The 15147-nt window shown below is 59.0% G+C and carries 14 protein-coding genes; 1 reads left to right on the top strand and 13 read right to left on the bottom strand.

Annotated features, from left to right (window positions below):
• Positions 1-67: 67 nt before the first annotated feature.
• The 9 genes from H7C18_RS09615 to liaF all read right to left on the bottom strand — a co-directional run bounded on the left by H7C18_RS09615 (position 68) and on the right by liaF (position 9115).
• Positions 68-568, bottom strand: coding sequence for a DUF2062 domain-containing protein (locus tag H7C18_RS09615; protein ID WP_185128796.1), 501 nt, complete (start codon positions 566-568; stop codon positions 68-70).
• Between the two features lie 49 nt (positions 569-617).
• Positions 618-1565: a 4-hydroxy-3-methylbut-2-enyl diphosphate reductase gene (locus H7C18_RS09610; protein ID WP_185128795.1), complete on the bottom strand. Its 948-nt coding sequence runs from the start codon at positions 1563-1565 to the stop codon at positions 618-620.
• A 38-nt stretch (positions 1566-1603) separates the two neighbouring features.
• Positions 1604-2701: a sensor histidine kinase gene (locus tag H7C18_RS09605; RefSeq protein ID WP_337913216.1), complete on the bottom strand. Its 1098-nt coding sequence runs from the start codon at positions 2699-2701 to the stop codon at positions 1604-1606.
• A gap of 474 nt (positions 2702-3175) precedes the next feature.
• A complete protein-coding gene (locus H7C18_RS09600) occupies positions 3176-3862 on the bottom strand; it encodes a response regulator transcription factor (protein ID WP_185128793.1) in 687 nt (228 codons plus the stop codon).
• A gap of 171 nt (positions 3863-4033) precedes the next feature.
• Positions 4034-5641 (bottom strand): S1C family serine protease, encoded by a 1608-nt coding sequence (locus tag H7C18_RS09595; protein WP_185128792.1) that lies wholly within the window; start codon positions 5639-5641, stop codon positions 4034-4036.
• A gap of 222 nt (positions 5642-5863) precedes the next feature.
• Entirely contained in the window at positions 5864-6277 is a 414-nt protein-coding gene (locus H7C18_RS09590; RefSeq protein WP_185128791.1) for a YugN family protein, read from the bottom strand.
• Between the two features lie 69 nt (positions 6278-6346).
• Entirely contained in the window at positions 6347-7009 is a 663-nt protein-coding gene (locus tag H7C18_RS09585) for a response regulator (protein ID WP_185128790.1), read from the bottom strand.
• A gap of 26 nt (positions 7010-7035) precedes the next feature.
• Positions 7036-8052, bottom strand: coding sequence for a HAMP domain-containing sensor histidine kinase (locus tag H7C18_RS09580; protein WP_185128859.1), 1017 nt, complete (start codon positions 8050-8052; stop codon positions 7036-7038).
• A 10-nt stretch (positions 8053-8062) separates the two neighbouring features.
• The gene (gene liaF, locus H7C18_RS09575) at positions 8063-9115 is read right to left on the bottom strand and encodes a cell wall-active antibiotics response protein LiaF (RefSeq protein WP_185128789.1); all 1053 of its coding nucleotides are present in this window, start codon (positions 9113-9115) and stop codon (positions 8063-8065) included.
• A gap of 283 nt (positions 9116-9398) precedes the next feature.
• Here liaF and H7C18_RS09570 point away from each other — a divergent pair, with 283 nt between their 5' ends.
• Positions 9399-10700, top strand: coding sequence for an ammonium transporter (locus H7C18_RS09570; RefSeq protein WP_185128788.1), 1302 nt, complete (start codon positions 9399-9401; stop codon positions 10698-10700).
• Between the two features lie 446 nt (positions 10701-11146).
• Here H7C18_RS09570 and H7C18_RS09565 read toward each other — a convergent pair whose 3' ends face one another.
• The 4 genes from H7C18_RS09565 to thrS all read right to left on the bottom strand — a co-directional run bounded on the left by H7C18_RS09565 (position 11147) and on the right by thrS (position 15130).
• Positions 11147-11497, bottom strand: a complete 351-nt coding sequence (locus H7C18_RS09565; protein WP_185128787.1) for a hypothetical protein — start codon at positions 11495-11497, stop codon at positions 11147-11149.
• Positions 11498-11714: 217 nt separating this feature from the next.
• Positions 11715-12245: an RNA polymerase sigma factor gene (locus H7C18_RS09560; RefSeq protein WP_185128786.1), complete on the bottom strand. Its 531-nt coding sequence runs from the start codon at positions 12243-12245 to the stop codon at positions 11715-11717.
• Positions 12246-12358: 113 nt separating this feature from the next.
• Positions 12359-12913, bottom strand: coding sequence for a 3D domain-containing protein (locus H7C18_RS35510; protein ID WP_420481846.1), 555 nt, complete (start codon positions 12911-12913; stop codon positions 12359-12361).
• Positions 12914-13183: 270 nt separating this feature from the next.
• Positions 13184-15130 carry a threonine--tRNA ligase gene (gene thrS / locus H7C18_RS09550; protein ID WP_238357568.1) on the bottom strand — a complete coding sequence of 649 codons (1947 nt, stop codon included), beginning with the start codon at positions 15128-15130 and terminating at the stop codon, positions 13184-13186.
• Positions 15131-15147: the final 17 nt, after the last annotated feature.

Below are 15147 nucleotides of genomic sequence, written 5' to 3'. Positions count from 1 at the left end.
GCAAGCTTACCGGCTGTCAACGAGTTTTCGCATCGGCCGAAAAACGAAAAACGCCGCGCGGGAGTTGTTACTCCAGCACGGCGTTCGCGTCCATCTTGGCCCGATTCAATCTGCGTTTCTCGCGGCGTTTGCGCTTAAAGGCGTTGACGCTGTACCGGATCGGGAAATAAAACAGCAAGCCCAGAATGGCTCCGTCGATAATCCCTCCGATGATCAGCTTCAAATTCAGCAGCAGCGCGTGGTTGATCCAATTCGGCAGGAACGAGATCTGAACGACGAAGTGCTTGGGCAGCACCCATCCCGCCATCTTCGTGTTCAGGATCGACATCGGAATGTAGATCATTTTGCCGAACAGAAAGCCGACGAGCGCGGCCGCGAAGCTTCCCCGAAACAAGAAATTTAACGGAAATACGAGCAAGAACGAAGTCCCGTATGTCGGAAGATTGAACATTTCGACGAATAAACCGACGGCGAAACCCATGGCTACGACCGAAGCCCCGCCCTTGGCTCGTAGCAGCTTGACGTATTGATATTTAAAAAAACGTCCGATTTTGCGTAACCGTTTCATGAGGCGCTCCTTCCTCGCAAGACCAAGGCGCCGTTGACCCTTCACATATCTAAACCGACTTCTCCCGCACGGCAGGCAGCAGCTTGTTCATGTTTACGGTTCTGCGGATCTCCCAGGTGTCCGGATTCTGATGGTCGTACTGCTCCAAGTACTGAACGACTTCCTTCGTCAGCGGAGTCGGCGTCGAGGCGCCCGAAGTGACCGATACGCGCTCGATCCCCTCCAGCCATTCCCGCTTGATCTCCGTCACGTCGGATACCCGGTAGGCGGGCACGCCCGCGATCTCGGAGGAGACTTGCGCGAGCCGGTTCGAATTGTTGCTTCTCGGATCGCCGACGACGATGCAGAGCTGCGCTTGTCCGGCTTGGTTCGCGACCGCCTCTTGTCGTACTTGGGTAGCCAGGCAGATCTCGTTGTGTATCTCCGCCTGGGGGAATGCCTCCAGCAGCTTGGCCATCAGGTGCCGGATGTCCCATTGCGACATCGTGGTTTGGTTCGTTATGATTATACGCTCGGAGGAGAGCTTGAGTTCCGAAATTTCTTCTTCCTTCTCGATCAGGTGCACGCGGTCCGGCGCGATGCCGATCGCCCCTTCCGGTTCGGGGTGCCCCTTCTTGCCGATATAGATCACCTCGTAGCCGTCGTCGACCTTCTCGCGGATCAAATCGTGCGTCTTCGTAACATCCGGACAAGTGGCGTCGACGATCGTCAGCCCTTTCTCCTTGGCGCGGCGGCGAACTTCGGGAGAGACGCCGTGAGCGGTGAAGATCACGGTGCCTTTGTCGACCCGCTCCAAAATTTCGAGCCGATTCGGGCCGTCCAGCGTGATGATCCCTTCGTTCTCGAACGAATCGGTCACGTGGCTATTATGAACGATCATGCCCAGAATATAAATGGGGCGTGGCAGATCCAGGTTGCGCGCCGTCTGAAGCGCTAAGACCATGGCATCCACCACGCCGTAACAATATCCCCTCGGGGAGATTTTCACGACCTCCATTGTCAAACGCCTGCTTTCCCGCCCCTGTATATTAGGTCTTAAGACTCCCGATCCGGAAGCTCCGGGCGTGCCGATGCTTCCATTATACCGTATTCGGGTGGTTGGGAAAAGTCGATGGGCAGCCAGACGATAAATCGGGTCCCTTCCCCGAGCTTCGTCCGCACTTCCAGCGAGGCGTTGTGCATATCCGCGATCCACTTCGCGATCGACAGGCCGAGGCCGGTCCCCGGGGTCTGTCCGCGAGAAATGTCGACCCTGTAGAACCGGTCGAAGATATGCGGAACTTCTTCCTTGCTCATGCCGATGCCGGTGTCCGCGACCACGAGGCCGATCCGGTCTCCAGCTCGAATCGCCTCCAGCCGGACTTCGCCGGAAGGCGTGTACTTGAAGCCGTTCTCGATAAAAATAAACAAAAGCTGCAGCAAATAGTCGCGGTTCCCCTGAACCCATACGCCTTCGAGCGCGTCCAGCGGACCGATCTTCCATTCCGCCGTGCGGGGCAGGAACGCCGCTCTCCGCGCCGCCTCTTCGGCGAGCGGCTTCAAGCTGACTCGATCCTTGTCGACTACGTACCCCGCGTCCGCCCTGGCCAGCGACAGCATGTCGTTGACGAGCCGGCTCATCCGGCGCGACTCGTCCGCGATATCGTGCAGCGCCTCCCGCGACATCGTCTCGCGTTCCTCGGCGCTGAGCGTCCGGTTGACCTCGGTTCCTTCCCGGTCCGCTACGTCCTGCACGGCAGGCTGTTGCGGCTGAGACCAAATCTTTTCCAGAAAATCGACATTGCCCCGGATCGTCGTGAGCGGCGTCCGCAGCTCGTGGGAAGCATCCGACACGAAACGGCGCTGCGCGATATTCGTCTCCTCCAGGCCGTTATACGCTCGCTCGATCCGTTCCAGCATGTGGTTCAGCGTATACCGGAGCCGTCCGATCTCGTCCTGGCTGTTGCCCGGAATGCGGATACTCAGGTCCGATCCGCTCTGTATCTGCTCCGCGGCCTCCGTCACCTGCTCGATCGGCCTTAAAGCTTTACGGGAGAGGAACATGCCGAGAGCGAAGGCGACGATAACTCCGGCTGTTCCGGCCAACCAAAAAATGTTGCGGAGTTGGGCCAGAAAGCCCTCTTGGCTGTCCATAAAAGCGACAACTTGAACCAATCCTGCTGTCTGATTTGAATTTATGGAAACCGGAGATTCAAACACATAAACCGGCTGATCATTCACCGTATACTTCATAAACCGATAACTGAAATCAATTTGGTCTAAAGACGGGTGTGGTAATTCGATTTCTTTACTATCCGGTATATTCGGATCAGCTCCCAAATTGTTCGATTGTTGAACGACTTTCCCCTTATCGCCTCCCGCAACATAGTTGACAAGTTGTACGCCAATGGACGGGTTCAACCGGCCAATCAATTGAAGGCTCATTGCCCCCGAAAAGGGATTCACTTGCACTGAAATCGACCTGGATTGATCGGCAAGCTTTTCTTTCAAATCCTGCATCGTATTATGATAAACGATGTAATAAACCAAAAATCCGAACGCCACCAGCGTGACGGCAAGAAGTCCCGAATACCACAAGGTGAGGCGGAGCCGGATGGACATGACGGATCAGCTTTCTCCTTTCAACACGTACCCGGCGCCGCGGACGGTCACGATGAGCCGGCTGCCTCCATGTTCCTCCAGCTTCTGGCGAAGCATGGCGACGTATACTTCCAGCACATTGGATTCACCGCTGTAATCGTAGCCCCAGATCCGCTCCATGATTTGGTCGCGGGACAATACCCGCTTCGGATTTTGCATGAAGAAATGCAGCAAATCGAACTCTTTGGCGGTCAGCTCGATGCGGCGGTCGCCGCGGATCGCCTCCCGGGCGTCGACGTCGAGAACCAGATCTTCAAACCGCAGCTGGTTGTTCTCCTCCATCTGCTCCGGCCGGCGGCGAAGCAAGGCGCGGACGCGCGCCATCAGTTCCTCCAGCGCGAACGGCTTGACGAGGTAATCGTCCGCTCCCAGGTCGAGTCCCTTGACCCGGTCCTGCACGTCGTCTTTGGCCGTTAGCATCAGCACCGGCGAATGAATGCCCGCCGTGCGCAGGCGACGGCACACTTCCCAGCCGTCGAGCATCGGCATCATCACGTCCAGCACGACCAGATCCGCATGCCTTCCCTGCAGAATGCGCAGCCCTTCCTGCCCGTTCGGCGCCGTCGTCACCTCGTAACCTTCGAATGCGAGGCTGCGGCGAAGCAGAGAAGTGATTTTCTCGTCGTCGTCAATGACTACAATGTGAGATCTCATCTAAATCCCCTTTATCGATTCGAATGTAGGTTCGGCTATGATCTATTGTACATGCTGCCCGGGCGGATGTCGTTCCTTGTGTACAAATTCCCCTCCAATTGCGGGGCCGCCTATACAAAAGGAGCAGCCTCGAAAGGCTGCCCCTCTCCGGCGTCAAGCGTCGGCGTTGTCTTATTGTTGCGTTTGGTCGTCGGTCGGATGCTGTTCCTGGTACGTATTTTTGTCTCCGATCGTGACGGGAACGTCGATTTTCTTGCCGTTCCGAACGACGTTCAAGGTCACCTTGTCTCCGACCTTCTTCGCCTGAATGGCCGCAGTCAAGTCTTCCTTGTTCCCGTACGATTTCCCGTCGATGCCCGTAATGACGTCATACTGACGAAGATCGGCATTGTAGGCGGGAGAATCAAAGAGTACCGTGATGACGATGGAGCCTTTCGTATCGGAGCTGAGTCCAAGCTGCTTCGCCGAAGTGGCGTCCAGATCCTGGAGCGTAGCGCCGATGAACGGAGCCGGCGCGGCAGGAATCTTCGTGTTCGTCTTCAGCTTATCCAGCACATCGCTGATCGTGCTGGTCGGAATCGCGAAGCCGATGCCCTGCGCTTCCGTGCTGACCGCCGTATTGATGCCGATGACTTCGCCGTTCAGGTTCAGCAGCGGGCCGCCGGAGTTGCCGGGGTTGATCGAGGCATCCGTCTGCAGCAAGTGCTGGTAGTTCCGAGTGCTATTGCCGTCTTGAATCGGAATCGAACGTTCCGTCGCGCTCAGCACGCCTACGGTCACCGTATGGTCGAAGCCGTACGGATTGCCGATCGCCACGACCCAGTCTCCGATGTTGGTTGCGTTGGAATCCCCGAGCTTCAGGGTCGGGAAGTTGCTGCCCTCGATCTTCAGGACGGCCAGGTCCAGATCGTAGCTGGAGCCGAGCAGCTTGGCGGTGAATTGCTGATCGTACCCGTTCACCGTTACCTTGATGTCGGAGGCGCCGTCGACGACGTGCTCATTGGTCAGGATGTAGCCGGACGAGTCGAAAATAAATCCGGAGCCCATGCCCAGCTCTTGCTCGGAGCCGCTGTTGCTCCCGCCGTTGCTGCCGTTGCCGCCATTTCCGCCGTTTCCGCCATTGCCGCCGCCGTAATCATCGCCGAAAAACTGGCGGAAGAACGGATCGTCGAACAGGTTGTTGCCACCCGATCCTCTCGACTGCACGGGCGCGTAGGTTTCGATCTTGACGACCGCGGGGCTGGCCTGCTCGAAAATCTTCGAGATATTGTTCGGCCGAACGACGTCGGCCGCGTTGCTCACCGTGCCGCCCGTCGAACTGCCCGAAGAGGTTTGCGCGGCCGGCGCGGACGTGCTGGCCAGCGCCTTGTCGGTAAACCAGTTGCCTTGGTCCGCCGCGTACATCAAACCGCCCACGGCAACGACGCCGACCAGGAAGGAAGCGAACATCGCGCGGAACGAGCTGCGCCGGCGCGGCGGCTGATCCCAGTTGCGCCCGTTGCCGGACACGGTAAAAGGCCGGTACTCGCGGCTTGCGGGCACGACGCTCGGAGGTTGGCCCGCGCCGTCCTGGCTGCCGCCTCCTACGCTGTACGGACCGTAAGTATACGTCGCTTCGGTAACGCGCTCGGAACCGGACGGACGGTAAACCGTCTCTTCCCCCGAATCGCTCGCTTCGGCGCGCGTCTCGGATTCCTCCGCTTCCCGTTTGTTGCCGTGCTGATCTTCCCCATATCGGAACCCGTACAAATCTTCCGGTTTTTTGAACTGATCGTCCATTTGGCATTCCTCCTCAAGTCATATCGCTCGCCGTAACCGGCATTGGATTTCATTTCGTTTGGCTTGATTCTATCTTCACTCTTCAACCTTAAAGATAGATTAAATCGAAATGAACACCAACTAAAAAGATGAACGGAAGATGAACAAACCGTTCGAACGAGGAAAGAATCGGCAAAACCAAGCGCCCTCCGGACCATCCGGAGGGCGCCGGTCGCGCGCGTTTTACGGCAGGCAGGCCGATTCGGCCTCCTGCAGCCGCCGGCGAGCTTTGTCGACCCATTGGGGTTCGATCTCGGCATCCGCATCGACAGGATCTTGGAATTGATCGAACAGCGCGCCCATCGTTCTCGGCTGCGCTTCGGCGTCAAGCCCTTCGTTGTAAAGATGCTTCAGCACGAATGGCGACCCGAACCGGATCTGCGCGTCCGCTTCCGGAGATTCGCCGTCGAGATGTCCGTCCGTCACTTGAAAAGGCAGCCGGAGCCACACCTTGTTCTCTTCGTCAAGCGCGCAATCGAACGAGCCGTTATCGTAATCCCAGGCCCCGCCCAAAGCGAAGCCTCGCTCGGTCAGCGCGTCCCGAACCGGGCGGTAGTCCCGGACGCTGGAAGTTAGTCGGGAATGGAGCGGAATCATGGGAATCCCCCTTTTCTCCACTATCGTTCCCGCTTTTTCCCTCTTTTATCCGCCGTGCGCGCATGCGCCCTACTGCGCCCATCCTTTGCGGTGGGCGTATATCGCCAGCTGCGTACGGTCCTCCGCCTCGCACTTCATCAGCAAGTTGCTGACATGCGTCTTGACGGTTTTCACGCTGATGTGCAGCTCGTCCCCGATCTCCTTGTTCGATTTGCCTTCGGCAATCAGAAGGAGCACTTCCCGCTCGCGTTCCGTCAACCCTTCGTCCGGCTCTTGCGCCGAGCGGCGCCGGAGACCGCGCGTCAGAGCCTGCGACACTTCTCCGCTCATGACCGGCATGCTTCGAAGCGCGCCCTGCATGGCGTAGATCAGCTCGTCCGCCGACACGGTTTTGAGCACGTAGCTGACGGCTCCCGCCTCGATCGCTTCGACGATTTTGTCGTCTTCTAGGAAGCTGGTCAGAATAATGATCTTCAAATGAGGAAAACGCGCCAGCAGCGCCCTCGTCGCTTCGACGCCGTCCATCCGCGGCATCATCAGGTCCATGAGCACCAGATCCGGCATTCGGTCTTGGAAGCCTCCGCGCTCCAGTGCGCGTAAAGCTTCCTCCCCGCCGGAAGCTTCCCCGATGACCTCGAAGCGCGAATCGAGCATCAGGTAGGTTTTGAGGCCCGTCCGGACCATCTCATGATCGTCGATTATCAGTACGTTGCAGGTAGCCGCATCTCCCATGCCGCTCGAACTCCTTTGCCCAAACGTTATTTTCGCTCGAAATTCGGGAACCAGATCTTCACCGTCGTGCCGGTTCCCGGCTTGGACACGATCTCGGCTTCGCCGCCAAGCTTCTGCGCCCTTTCCTTCATCGTCGACAAGCCGTAGGAACCTTGGCGCACCTGCTCGGACCGGAATCCCGCTCCGTCGTCTTCGATCAGCAGCGACACCCGGTTCTCCGTCTCGCCCAGCGTCAATCTTACGACTTTGGCCCCTGCGTGCTTGACGACGTTGGCCATCGACTCCTGGATGATCAGGAACATCTGATGCTCCTTCGCTTCCGTCAGCCGATTGTCCAGCCGGACGTCCAGCGTGCCCTGCAGCCCGTTCTGCCGACAATAATCGGGGAACCAGCGGTCGAGCGCTTCCGACAGCGTTCTCCCCTGCAATTCCATCGGGCGAAGCTGCGCGATCAAGCCGCGCATTTGCTTCTGGGCGGCGGTCGACATGACGATCAGCTGCTGCATCACTTCGGCCCCCTGCTCCGGATTTCGCTCCATCAGCTGAGGCAGCGAAGAAGCGGCCATATGCATGGCAAAAAGCTGCTGGCTGACCGAGTCGTGCAGGTCCCGGGCCAGCCGGCGCCGTTCCTCCAGCACCGCCGCTTCGTGAGTGGGCGCCTCCTCCATGACTTTCTGCTCGCCAAGCTGCTGAAGCAGCTTCATCCGCGCTTCCAGCTTGCCCACCATATGGTTGAACTCGGCGTAAACCTCCGCGAACGAATCCCCTTTAAGCTCCGGAAGGCGAATCTGCCAATTGTGCGCCGACGCCTGCTTCATCGCGAGCTGGAGCTGATCCAGCCGCCGCTGCGTTCTTCTGCCCAGCGCGTAGGCGGACGCCAGGTTGAGCAGGAGCAGCGCGATCGCCCACCCGGTCCGCCATTTCGGCATCGGGGCGGCTTCCGGCGCGGCCGTCCAGCCGGCGTAGAAAAGCGCGATCCATACGGCGGTGGACACCCCCGCATAGACCGCCCATTCCCACTTGCTGTTGCGAATCAGCCGCATCACGTCCGTCTCAACCTACTTTCGTCACGCGAACATCGCCGATGAAGGAGCTGACGACGATAATCACTTGTTTGGGAGAATCCGAGAACCCCGGCGTTTCCGTGTTCATCTGGTTGAAAAGGCCGCTGCGCTTCTGGTCCATGACCTTCACGTCTCCGATCAGGCAGCTCGACACGACCCGCACGCCGACGGTAAAGTCGTTCGGCACATACACTTTGGTATCTCCGATAAAGGCGGAGATATAAATTTTGGTCTCCCCCGCCGGGATCTGAGCCCGGGTCAAATCCAGCGTCGTGTCTCCGATAAAGTGGGAGATGTTGATCGGCTTCAATTCGAAATAGTCGTGCCCGATCGAGATGTCGCCGATAAAACGGGAATGATTCTCCCGCCCGTCGGCTTGATGCCACTGGCCTTTCCACGGGGGCTGATGATGGTCGCGCCAATACTGATGCCTCCAGTGCTCCGAGCCCTTCGGATCGGCATGCGTATGGTTCGTTCCGCCGTAGCCGGTCTGCGCTCCGGGACCGTACGACGCTCCGCCGCCCAAGGGATTCGGATTCGGTCCCGCCGTCGGCTCGAACGGAGGCCGGCCGTCATAGGATTCCGGAGGCGGCGGGGGCGGAGGCCCCATGTTCTCGTAAGGCGGATGGGGCGGCGCCTGCGGCGGCGGATCGATCGAGTTCCAGCGGTTCTCGTCCCGCCGGGAACGACGGCGGTTGCGATCGCGGCCGCCTCCGCGGAAGATGACGCTGAGTCCGTACAGGATCAAGATGATGGGACCGAACAGTTTGATCAGATCGGAAAGCTCCCATTCGAACAAGTTCAAGTTCCGTCCGAGGAAAAAGACGCCCAGCAACACGACGAGCGGATTCCACCAAAGGCTTCCTTTGGGCTGCAGCAGCAATCCCTGAAGTCCGATCACAATGAGAATGACCGGCCAGAACGTCTTGAACAAGTCGCCGATGTCGAAATTCGTGAACCCCAAATAATTCAGCAGGAACACGACCCCGATTCCAACCGGAACGATCCCCCACAGCAAGCGATTCACAGCCGAATGTCGCATGATACGTTCCTCCGATTTTAGCGTGTTATCGATTGTCGGCCGTTTGGCCGGCCGCTCTTTATGCCATCATTATACGGGATCGCTCGTTTTCTCCCCAGCGGCGCGGGGTGGAAATCGTTCTCCGTCCCGAGACCGAGAAGGTTTCCGTAATTTTCCATATAAACTCACATAAATGTTACATAGCCTAACATCTCTCGTTGACATAGGTAACTTCCCACTATATAATGAGGGCGGTTTCGTCGAATTTATGTTAGGTTTTCATAATCAAGTTGGAGTTGAAAACATGCAGCTTAGCGATTTGTCACGCGGCCTGGATACGGTCTGGGTCGTTCTCACCGCGGCGATGATTCTGCTCATGGAAGGCGGATTCGCCTTGCTCGAAGCCGGATTTGTCCGGCAGAAAAACGCCGTCAGCATCATTATGAAAGTATTCGTCGACATCGCGTTCGGCGCGCTTGTCTACTATTTGATCGGCTTCGCTCTTATGTACGGCAAGGACGCGTTCGGCTTGATCGGCGGAAGCGGCTTTTTTATGCGCGGCGATCTGGCTCATCTTCCCGTTAACATTTCTCACGAGACGTATTGGCTGTTCCAATGCGCCTTCGTCATCGCGGTCATCTCGATCGTCTCGGGGGCCGCGGCGGAACGGATTCACTTTCGCGCCTATATCGTATATACGATCGTGATGACCGGGCTCATCTACCCGATCTCCGGCCATTGGATCTGGTCGTCCGGCGGTTGGCTCGGCAAGCTCGGCATGATCGATTTCGCCGGCTCGGCGGCCATTCACGCGCTCGGCGGGTTCGCCGCGCTGGCGGCCGCCCTGTTCCTGGGGCCGAGACTCGGGCGTTACGGCGCGGAAGGGAAAGTGAACATCGTTCCCCCGTCCAACCTGCCCCTCGCTTCGGTCGGCGCCTTCGTTCTTTGGTTCGGCTGGTTCGGTTTTAACTCCGGCAGCACCCTGAGCGCGACGAACGCCGCCATCGGCCATATCGCCGTAACGACCATGCTCGCTTCCGCCGCCGGCTGCGCCGCCTGCATTCTGTTTACGATTCTCCGTTATCAGAAAGCCGATCCGCCGATGGTCATCAACGGCGCTCTCGCCGGGCTGGTCGGCATCACGGCAGGGTGTGCGTACGTCTCGGACGGAGCGGCCATCCTGATCGGCGCGGTCTCCGGCGTCGCCATGGTGCTGGCCAGCGAGTGGCTGGAAGGCCGGAAGGTAGACGACCCGGTCGGCGCCTTCGCCGTCCACGGCGTCAGCGGAGCGATCGGCACGCTGGCCGTCGGCCTGTTCGCTCAGCCCGGAGCCGCCGCGCATGCCGGTTTGTTCTACGGCGGCGGTTGGCGGCTGCTCGGCGTGCAGGCGCTCGGTCTTGCCGTCGTCGCCGTCTGGGGCTTCGCGCTGACCTGGGTGACGCTGCGCCTGATCGGCTGGTGGCGGCCTGTCCGCGTGACGGCCGACGAAGAGCTCGTCGGCCTGGACGTGAGCATCCACGGCGTCCCGGCGTACAGCCAGGATCGCGACTTTATCGACATCGACCTTCTGCGCCAGTCCGATCCCTTCCCTCCCAAGCAACGCTGACCGCTTCTCCTCTCTCCGCGCGCGCCGAACTTCGCTTTGGCGCGCGCGTTCGCTAGCACGCTCAATCCGTTGCAATCTCCGCTTCTCTTTCGGTTGTCGAACCGTTTTCCGCCGAAATCCCCTTCCTTCAGGCAACCGCCTCCCTCTCATTTTGAAAGAAAGACACGCCAAATCGTACGCATTCGATTCAATGCGATAAAGGCAAAATGAATCTGAGCGAAGGGGATGACGAAAGAAAGCCATGCCGGACTTGGCGTGCGATAGGCCAAAAGCGGTAACGTTGCGGACTACCTGAGCGGCGGGGATTTCGAAAGAATGCGGGAAAGGCCATAATTGGGAGAGGAGTAAACCGGGAGCAAGCTCCCCCTGAAGGGGGCGTGCTAAAACGAAGGGCGCGGACAAGCGAACGATAGGGGACCGAAGGAGATGACGGCAGCCTGGCCCGATTAACGCTCGGGTAGCTCCACGGGCACGGTGCCGTCCAACATCCCCCGGTAACGGGCGATTTCTTCGCGGATCGCTTTCGCTTTCTCCAACGGCTTCTTCACATAATGAATATATTCGACCGCGACGTGGTGATCCGGCTTCTTGCCGGCCAACATGCGCCGAATCGGCGACATGGCCCGGTAAGCCTGCTCTTCCTTGCGAATGCGGCGTTCGTACCTTTCGACCATCTGCTCGATCTCGGCGACTTCCTGAGTCCGCTTCTCGATCAGCGACTCCAGGAACAAAAGCACCTCGGCGTTTTTACGGCGTTGCGGTACGCCTGTCGGAACGGAATTGACCGGGTCATTCATGAGATTTCACCTGTCTATTCTTGTTAACTTTCGTAACACATACACATATTGTACAGGAAAACACCCCTTTTGAGAACGCTCATGTCAGGTATTTTTAGCGAATAGCGACCAAAACGCGCAATCCCTGTTCCGGATGCTCGAAAGGCTTACAAAAAAAAGAAAGAGCAGCGCGCCGACGCTTCTCTTTCGCTTGAATTTCTATTCTCATCCATCGGCTTTACGGATCAGGCGGGCGGTCATCTTTCTTCTCCTGGGCTTTCAGCCGTTCGCGGCCCCGATGAATGCGGGACTTGATCGTTCCGACCGGCATGTCCAGCGCAGCGGCGATCTCATCATCGCGGAAGCCGTAATAAAACTTGTAAAGCAGCAGCGTTCTCGTCACCGGATCGAGGCGGCCCAGCAGGTCGGACAATTCGGTCAGCAGTTCCGGATCGGGAATGGGAGACAGTGCCTTCTCATAGTTCTCGTCCCCGTCGTAAGCGTATGTAATGCGGCGAGCCCGGTTGGCGTTCGAAGCCAGGTTGGCCGCAATCGTCTTGGCCCATGGAACGAGTTTGTCGGATTCCCGCAGCGTGTCGATCTTCTCCAGGATGCGAACCCATGCTTCCTGAACGACATCGCCCACGTCGTTCTTGCAGATCAGCTTGTGCCGAACCACCTTGATCATCTGTCTGTAAAGCTCGTCCAACTTGTCCTTGTCCATCTCCATCCGATTCGACGGCTCCATATCTCGCAGGAAGTTCGTCATAGCCCCCAGGTCACTCCTTGGAGAGAACATATGAATCTATAGTGATTGTAGCATAACCGCGAGAAAAAGAGAATATTTCCCATTTAGCAGGGAAAATTCTCTTTGGTTCGCGATCAGCCGCGGTACTTTGTCTCTTCCTCCCGAAACAGCGCCTCGCGAATCGCCGCGATCATGGGCTCGGTGACGGTGCCTTCTCCCTTTCGAACCACCCTGACGTCGACCGTACGTTTGCCCCACTCCCGAAAAACTTGCTTCGTGGAGGGAAAATACAGATCGATTCTCCGTCCTTTGATCCGGGAACCGGTGTCGGCGACGACGCCATAACCGTAACCGGGGATGTACAGCACCGTGCCGATCGGGAACAGCTTGGGGTCCGCCGCGATCGTCGACAGCTTCCCCCTTCGAACTTTGACGCCGGAGAAGGTGATTCCGTACTGGGGATGCCCGGGGCTCTTGCCCGTAGATTCGATCCCGGCGGTATACCCCGTCGCCACGACCCGGAATGTCCGGCCGATGCCGGATGAGAAGACGCGAACCGTCTCGCTCTCTTTCGTCCGGGAAGCTTGCGTCCGCGAGGCGGCCTTTTGCTTCGGAGGGCGGGATCGGGACACGGTGCCGCCCTTCCGAGCGGCGCGCTTCGCGGCCGGTTTGCTCGCTTGTTTCTTCACAGCCGGGCGATGCGCCGCATGCGTCTTCGCCTTGTGCGCCGGAGCCGCCTTCCCGTGGCCCTGTCCGGCCGAATGCGGCGGCGCGGCGTCAGCGCAGGGCGACGGGGCGGCCAGCGCCAGCAAGAGCGGCAGAAAGACGCCCAGGCGTGCAGCCGATCGAGCCTTGCGAAACAAAAAGCTTGCAGACATGGTCGCACACTCCCTTGTAGGGAAGGGTGCCCCATGACTGCAAGCTTTATGCGGCTCCGGGTCTTCGGTCCCGGTCCCGCGTCAGTCAACCCGCTTCGAAGCGATCTCGCCCGCGATGCGCGCGATGAAGTCGTCCAGCGCCTGGGCGCCCAAGTCGCCTTCGCCGCGGCGGCGAACCGATACCGTGCCGCCCGCCGCTTCGTTCTCGCCGACGACGAGCATATACGGCACCTTCTCCAGCTGGGCTTCGCGAATCTTGTAGCCCATCTTCTCGTTGCGCAAGTCGCTCTCCGCGCGAACGCCGGCCGCCAGCAGCTTGTCGGTTACCGTGCGCGCGTAGTCCTCGTAAGCCATGCTGACCGGGATTACCTTCGCCTGCAGCGGAGACAGCCAGACCGGCAGCGCGCCCGCGAAGTTTTCGAGCAGGAAGGCGGTCATCCGTTCCATCGTGCTGATAATGCCGCGGTGGATCACGACCGGGCGATGTTTCTTGCCGTCGTCGCCGACATATTCAAGCTCGAACCGTTCCGGAAGCAAGACGTCGATCTGCGCGGTCGACAGCGTCTCTTCCTTGCCGAGCGCCGTCTTCACCTGGACGTCCAGCTTCGGTCCGTAGAAAGCGGCCTCGCCTTCCGCCTCGAAGAACGGCAATCCCATCTCTTCGACGACCTCGCGCAGCATCCGCTGCGTCGTCTCCCACATATGGTCGTCCGGCCAGTACTTCTCTTTATCCTGCGGATCGCGGTAGGACAAACGGAAGCGATACTCCTTGATGCCGAAGTCCTCGTACACTTGCCGAATCAGTTCGACGACGCGCGTAAACTCGTCCTTGATCTGATCCATCCGGCAGAAGATGTGCGAATCGTTCAGGGTCATCGCCCGCACCCGGTGCAGACCGGTGAGGGCGCCCGACATCTCGTAGCGGTGCATCATGCCGAGCTCGGCGATCCGGATCGGCAGATCGCGGTAGCTTCTCAGCTCGCTTTTGTAAACCATCATATGGTGCGGACAGTTCATCGGGCGAAGAACGAGTTCCTCGTTGTCGAGCTGCATCGGCGGAAACATATCGTCCTTATAATGCTCCCAGTGCCCGGACGTTTTGTACAGATCCACGTTCGCCAGCACCGGCGTATAAACGTGCAGGTAGCCGAGCTTCTCCTCCAGGTCGACGATGTACCTCTCCAGCGTGCGCCGGAGCTTCGCGCCGTTCGGCAGCCAGAGCGGCAATCCCTGCCCGACTTCGCGCGAGAACGTGAACATCTCCAGTTCCTTGCCGAGCTTGCGGTGGTCGCGCTTCTTCGCCTCCTCCAGGAAGTGAAGATGCTCGTCCAGCTGCGACTTCTTGGCGAAGGCCGTGCCGTAGATGCGCTGCAGCATCTTGTTCCGGCTGTCGCCGCGCCAGTACGCGCCGGCCACGCTGAGCAGCTTGAACGACTTGATGCGTCCGGTCGAAGGAAGATGAGGGCCGCGGCACAAGTCGAAAAATTCGCCCTGGTCATAAATCGTAATAACGGCGTCTTCCGGCAGCCCGGCGATCAGGTCGAGCTTGAGCGGATCCTGCAGCTCTTCGTAGATCCGCAGCGCTTCCTCCCGGCTGACGACGCGGCGAACGATCGGCAGGTCTTCCTTGACGACTTTCTCCATCTCGCGCTCGATATTCGCCAGATCGTCCGGCGTAATAGACTGCTCCAGATCGATATCGTAGTAGAAGCCGTCTTCGATAACCGGACCGATCCCAAGCTTCACCTTGTCGCTGCCGTACAACCGCTTGATCGCCTGGGCCATCAAATGGGCCGTGCTGTGGCGCATCACTTCCAGCCCTTCGGGCGCGTCCAGCGTCAAAATCTCCAAGGACGCGTTCTGCATGAGCGGCGTCGCGAGGTCGACGACTTTTCCGTCCACCTTGCCGGCAACGGCGTTTTTGCGAAGTCCGGAACTGATCGATGCGGCGACGTCCTCGATGGTCGTCCCGGAAGCGTACTCCCGCACCGATCCGTCCGGCAATTGAATCTGCAATTGCAAAGCCATGGCTGTGCAGCCTCCTT

Origin of the sequence: Cohnella zeiphila (assembly GCF_014212055.1) — a bacterium.
Taxonomy (GTDB): domain Bacteria; phylum Bacillota; class Bacilli; order Paenibacillales; family Paenibacillaceae; genus Cohnella; species Cohnella zeiphila.
Note: the sequence above shows the minus strand (reverse complement) of the source record. Positions and strands in the feature narration are given on the sequence as shown.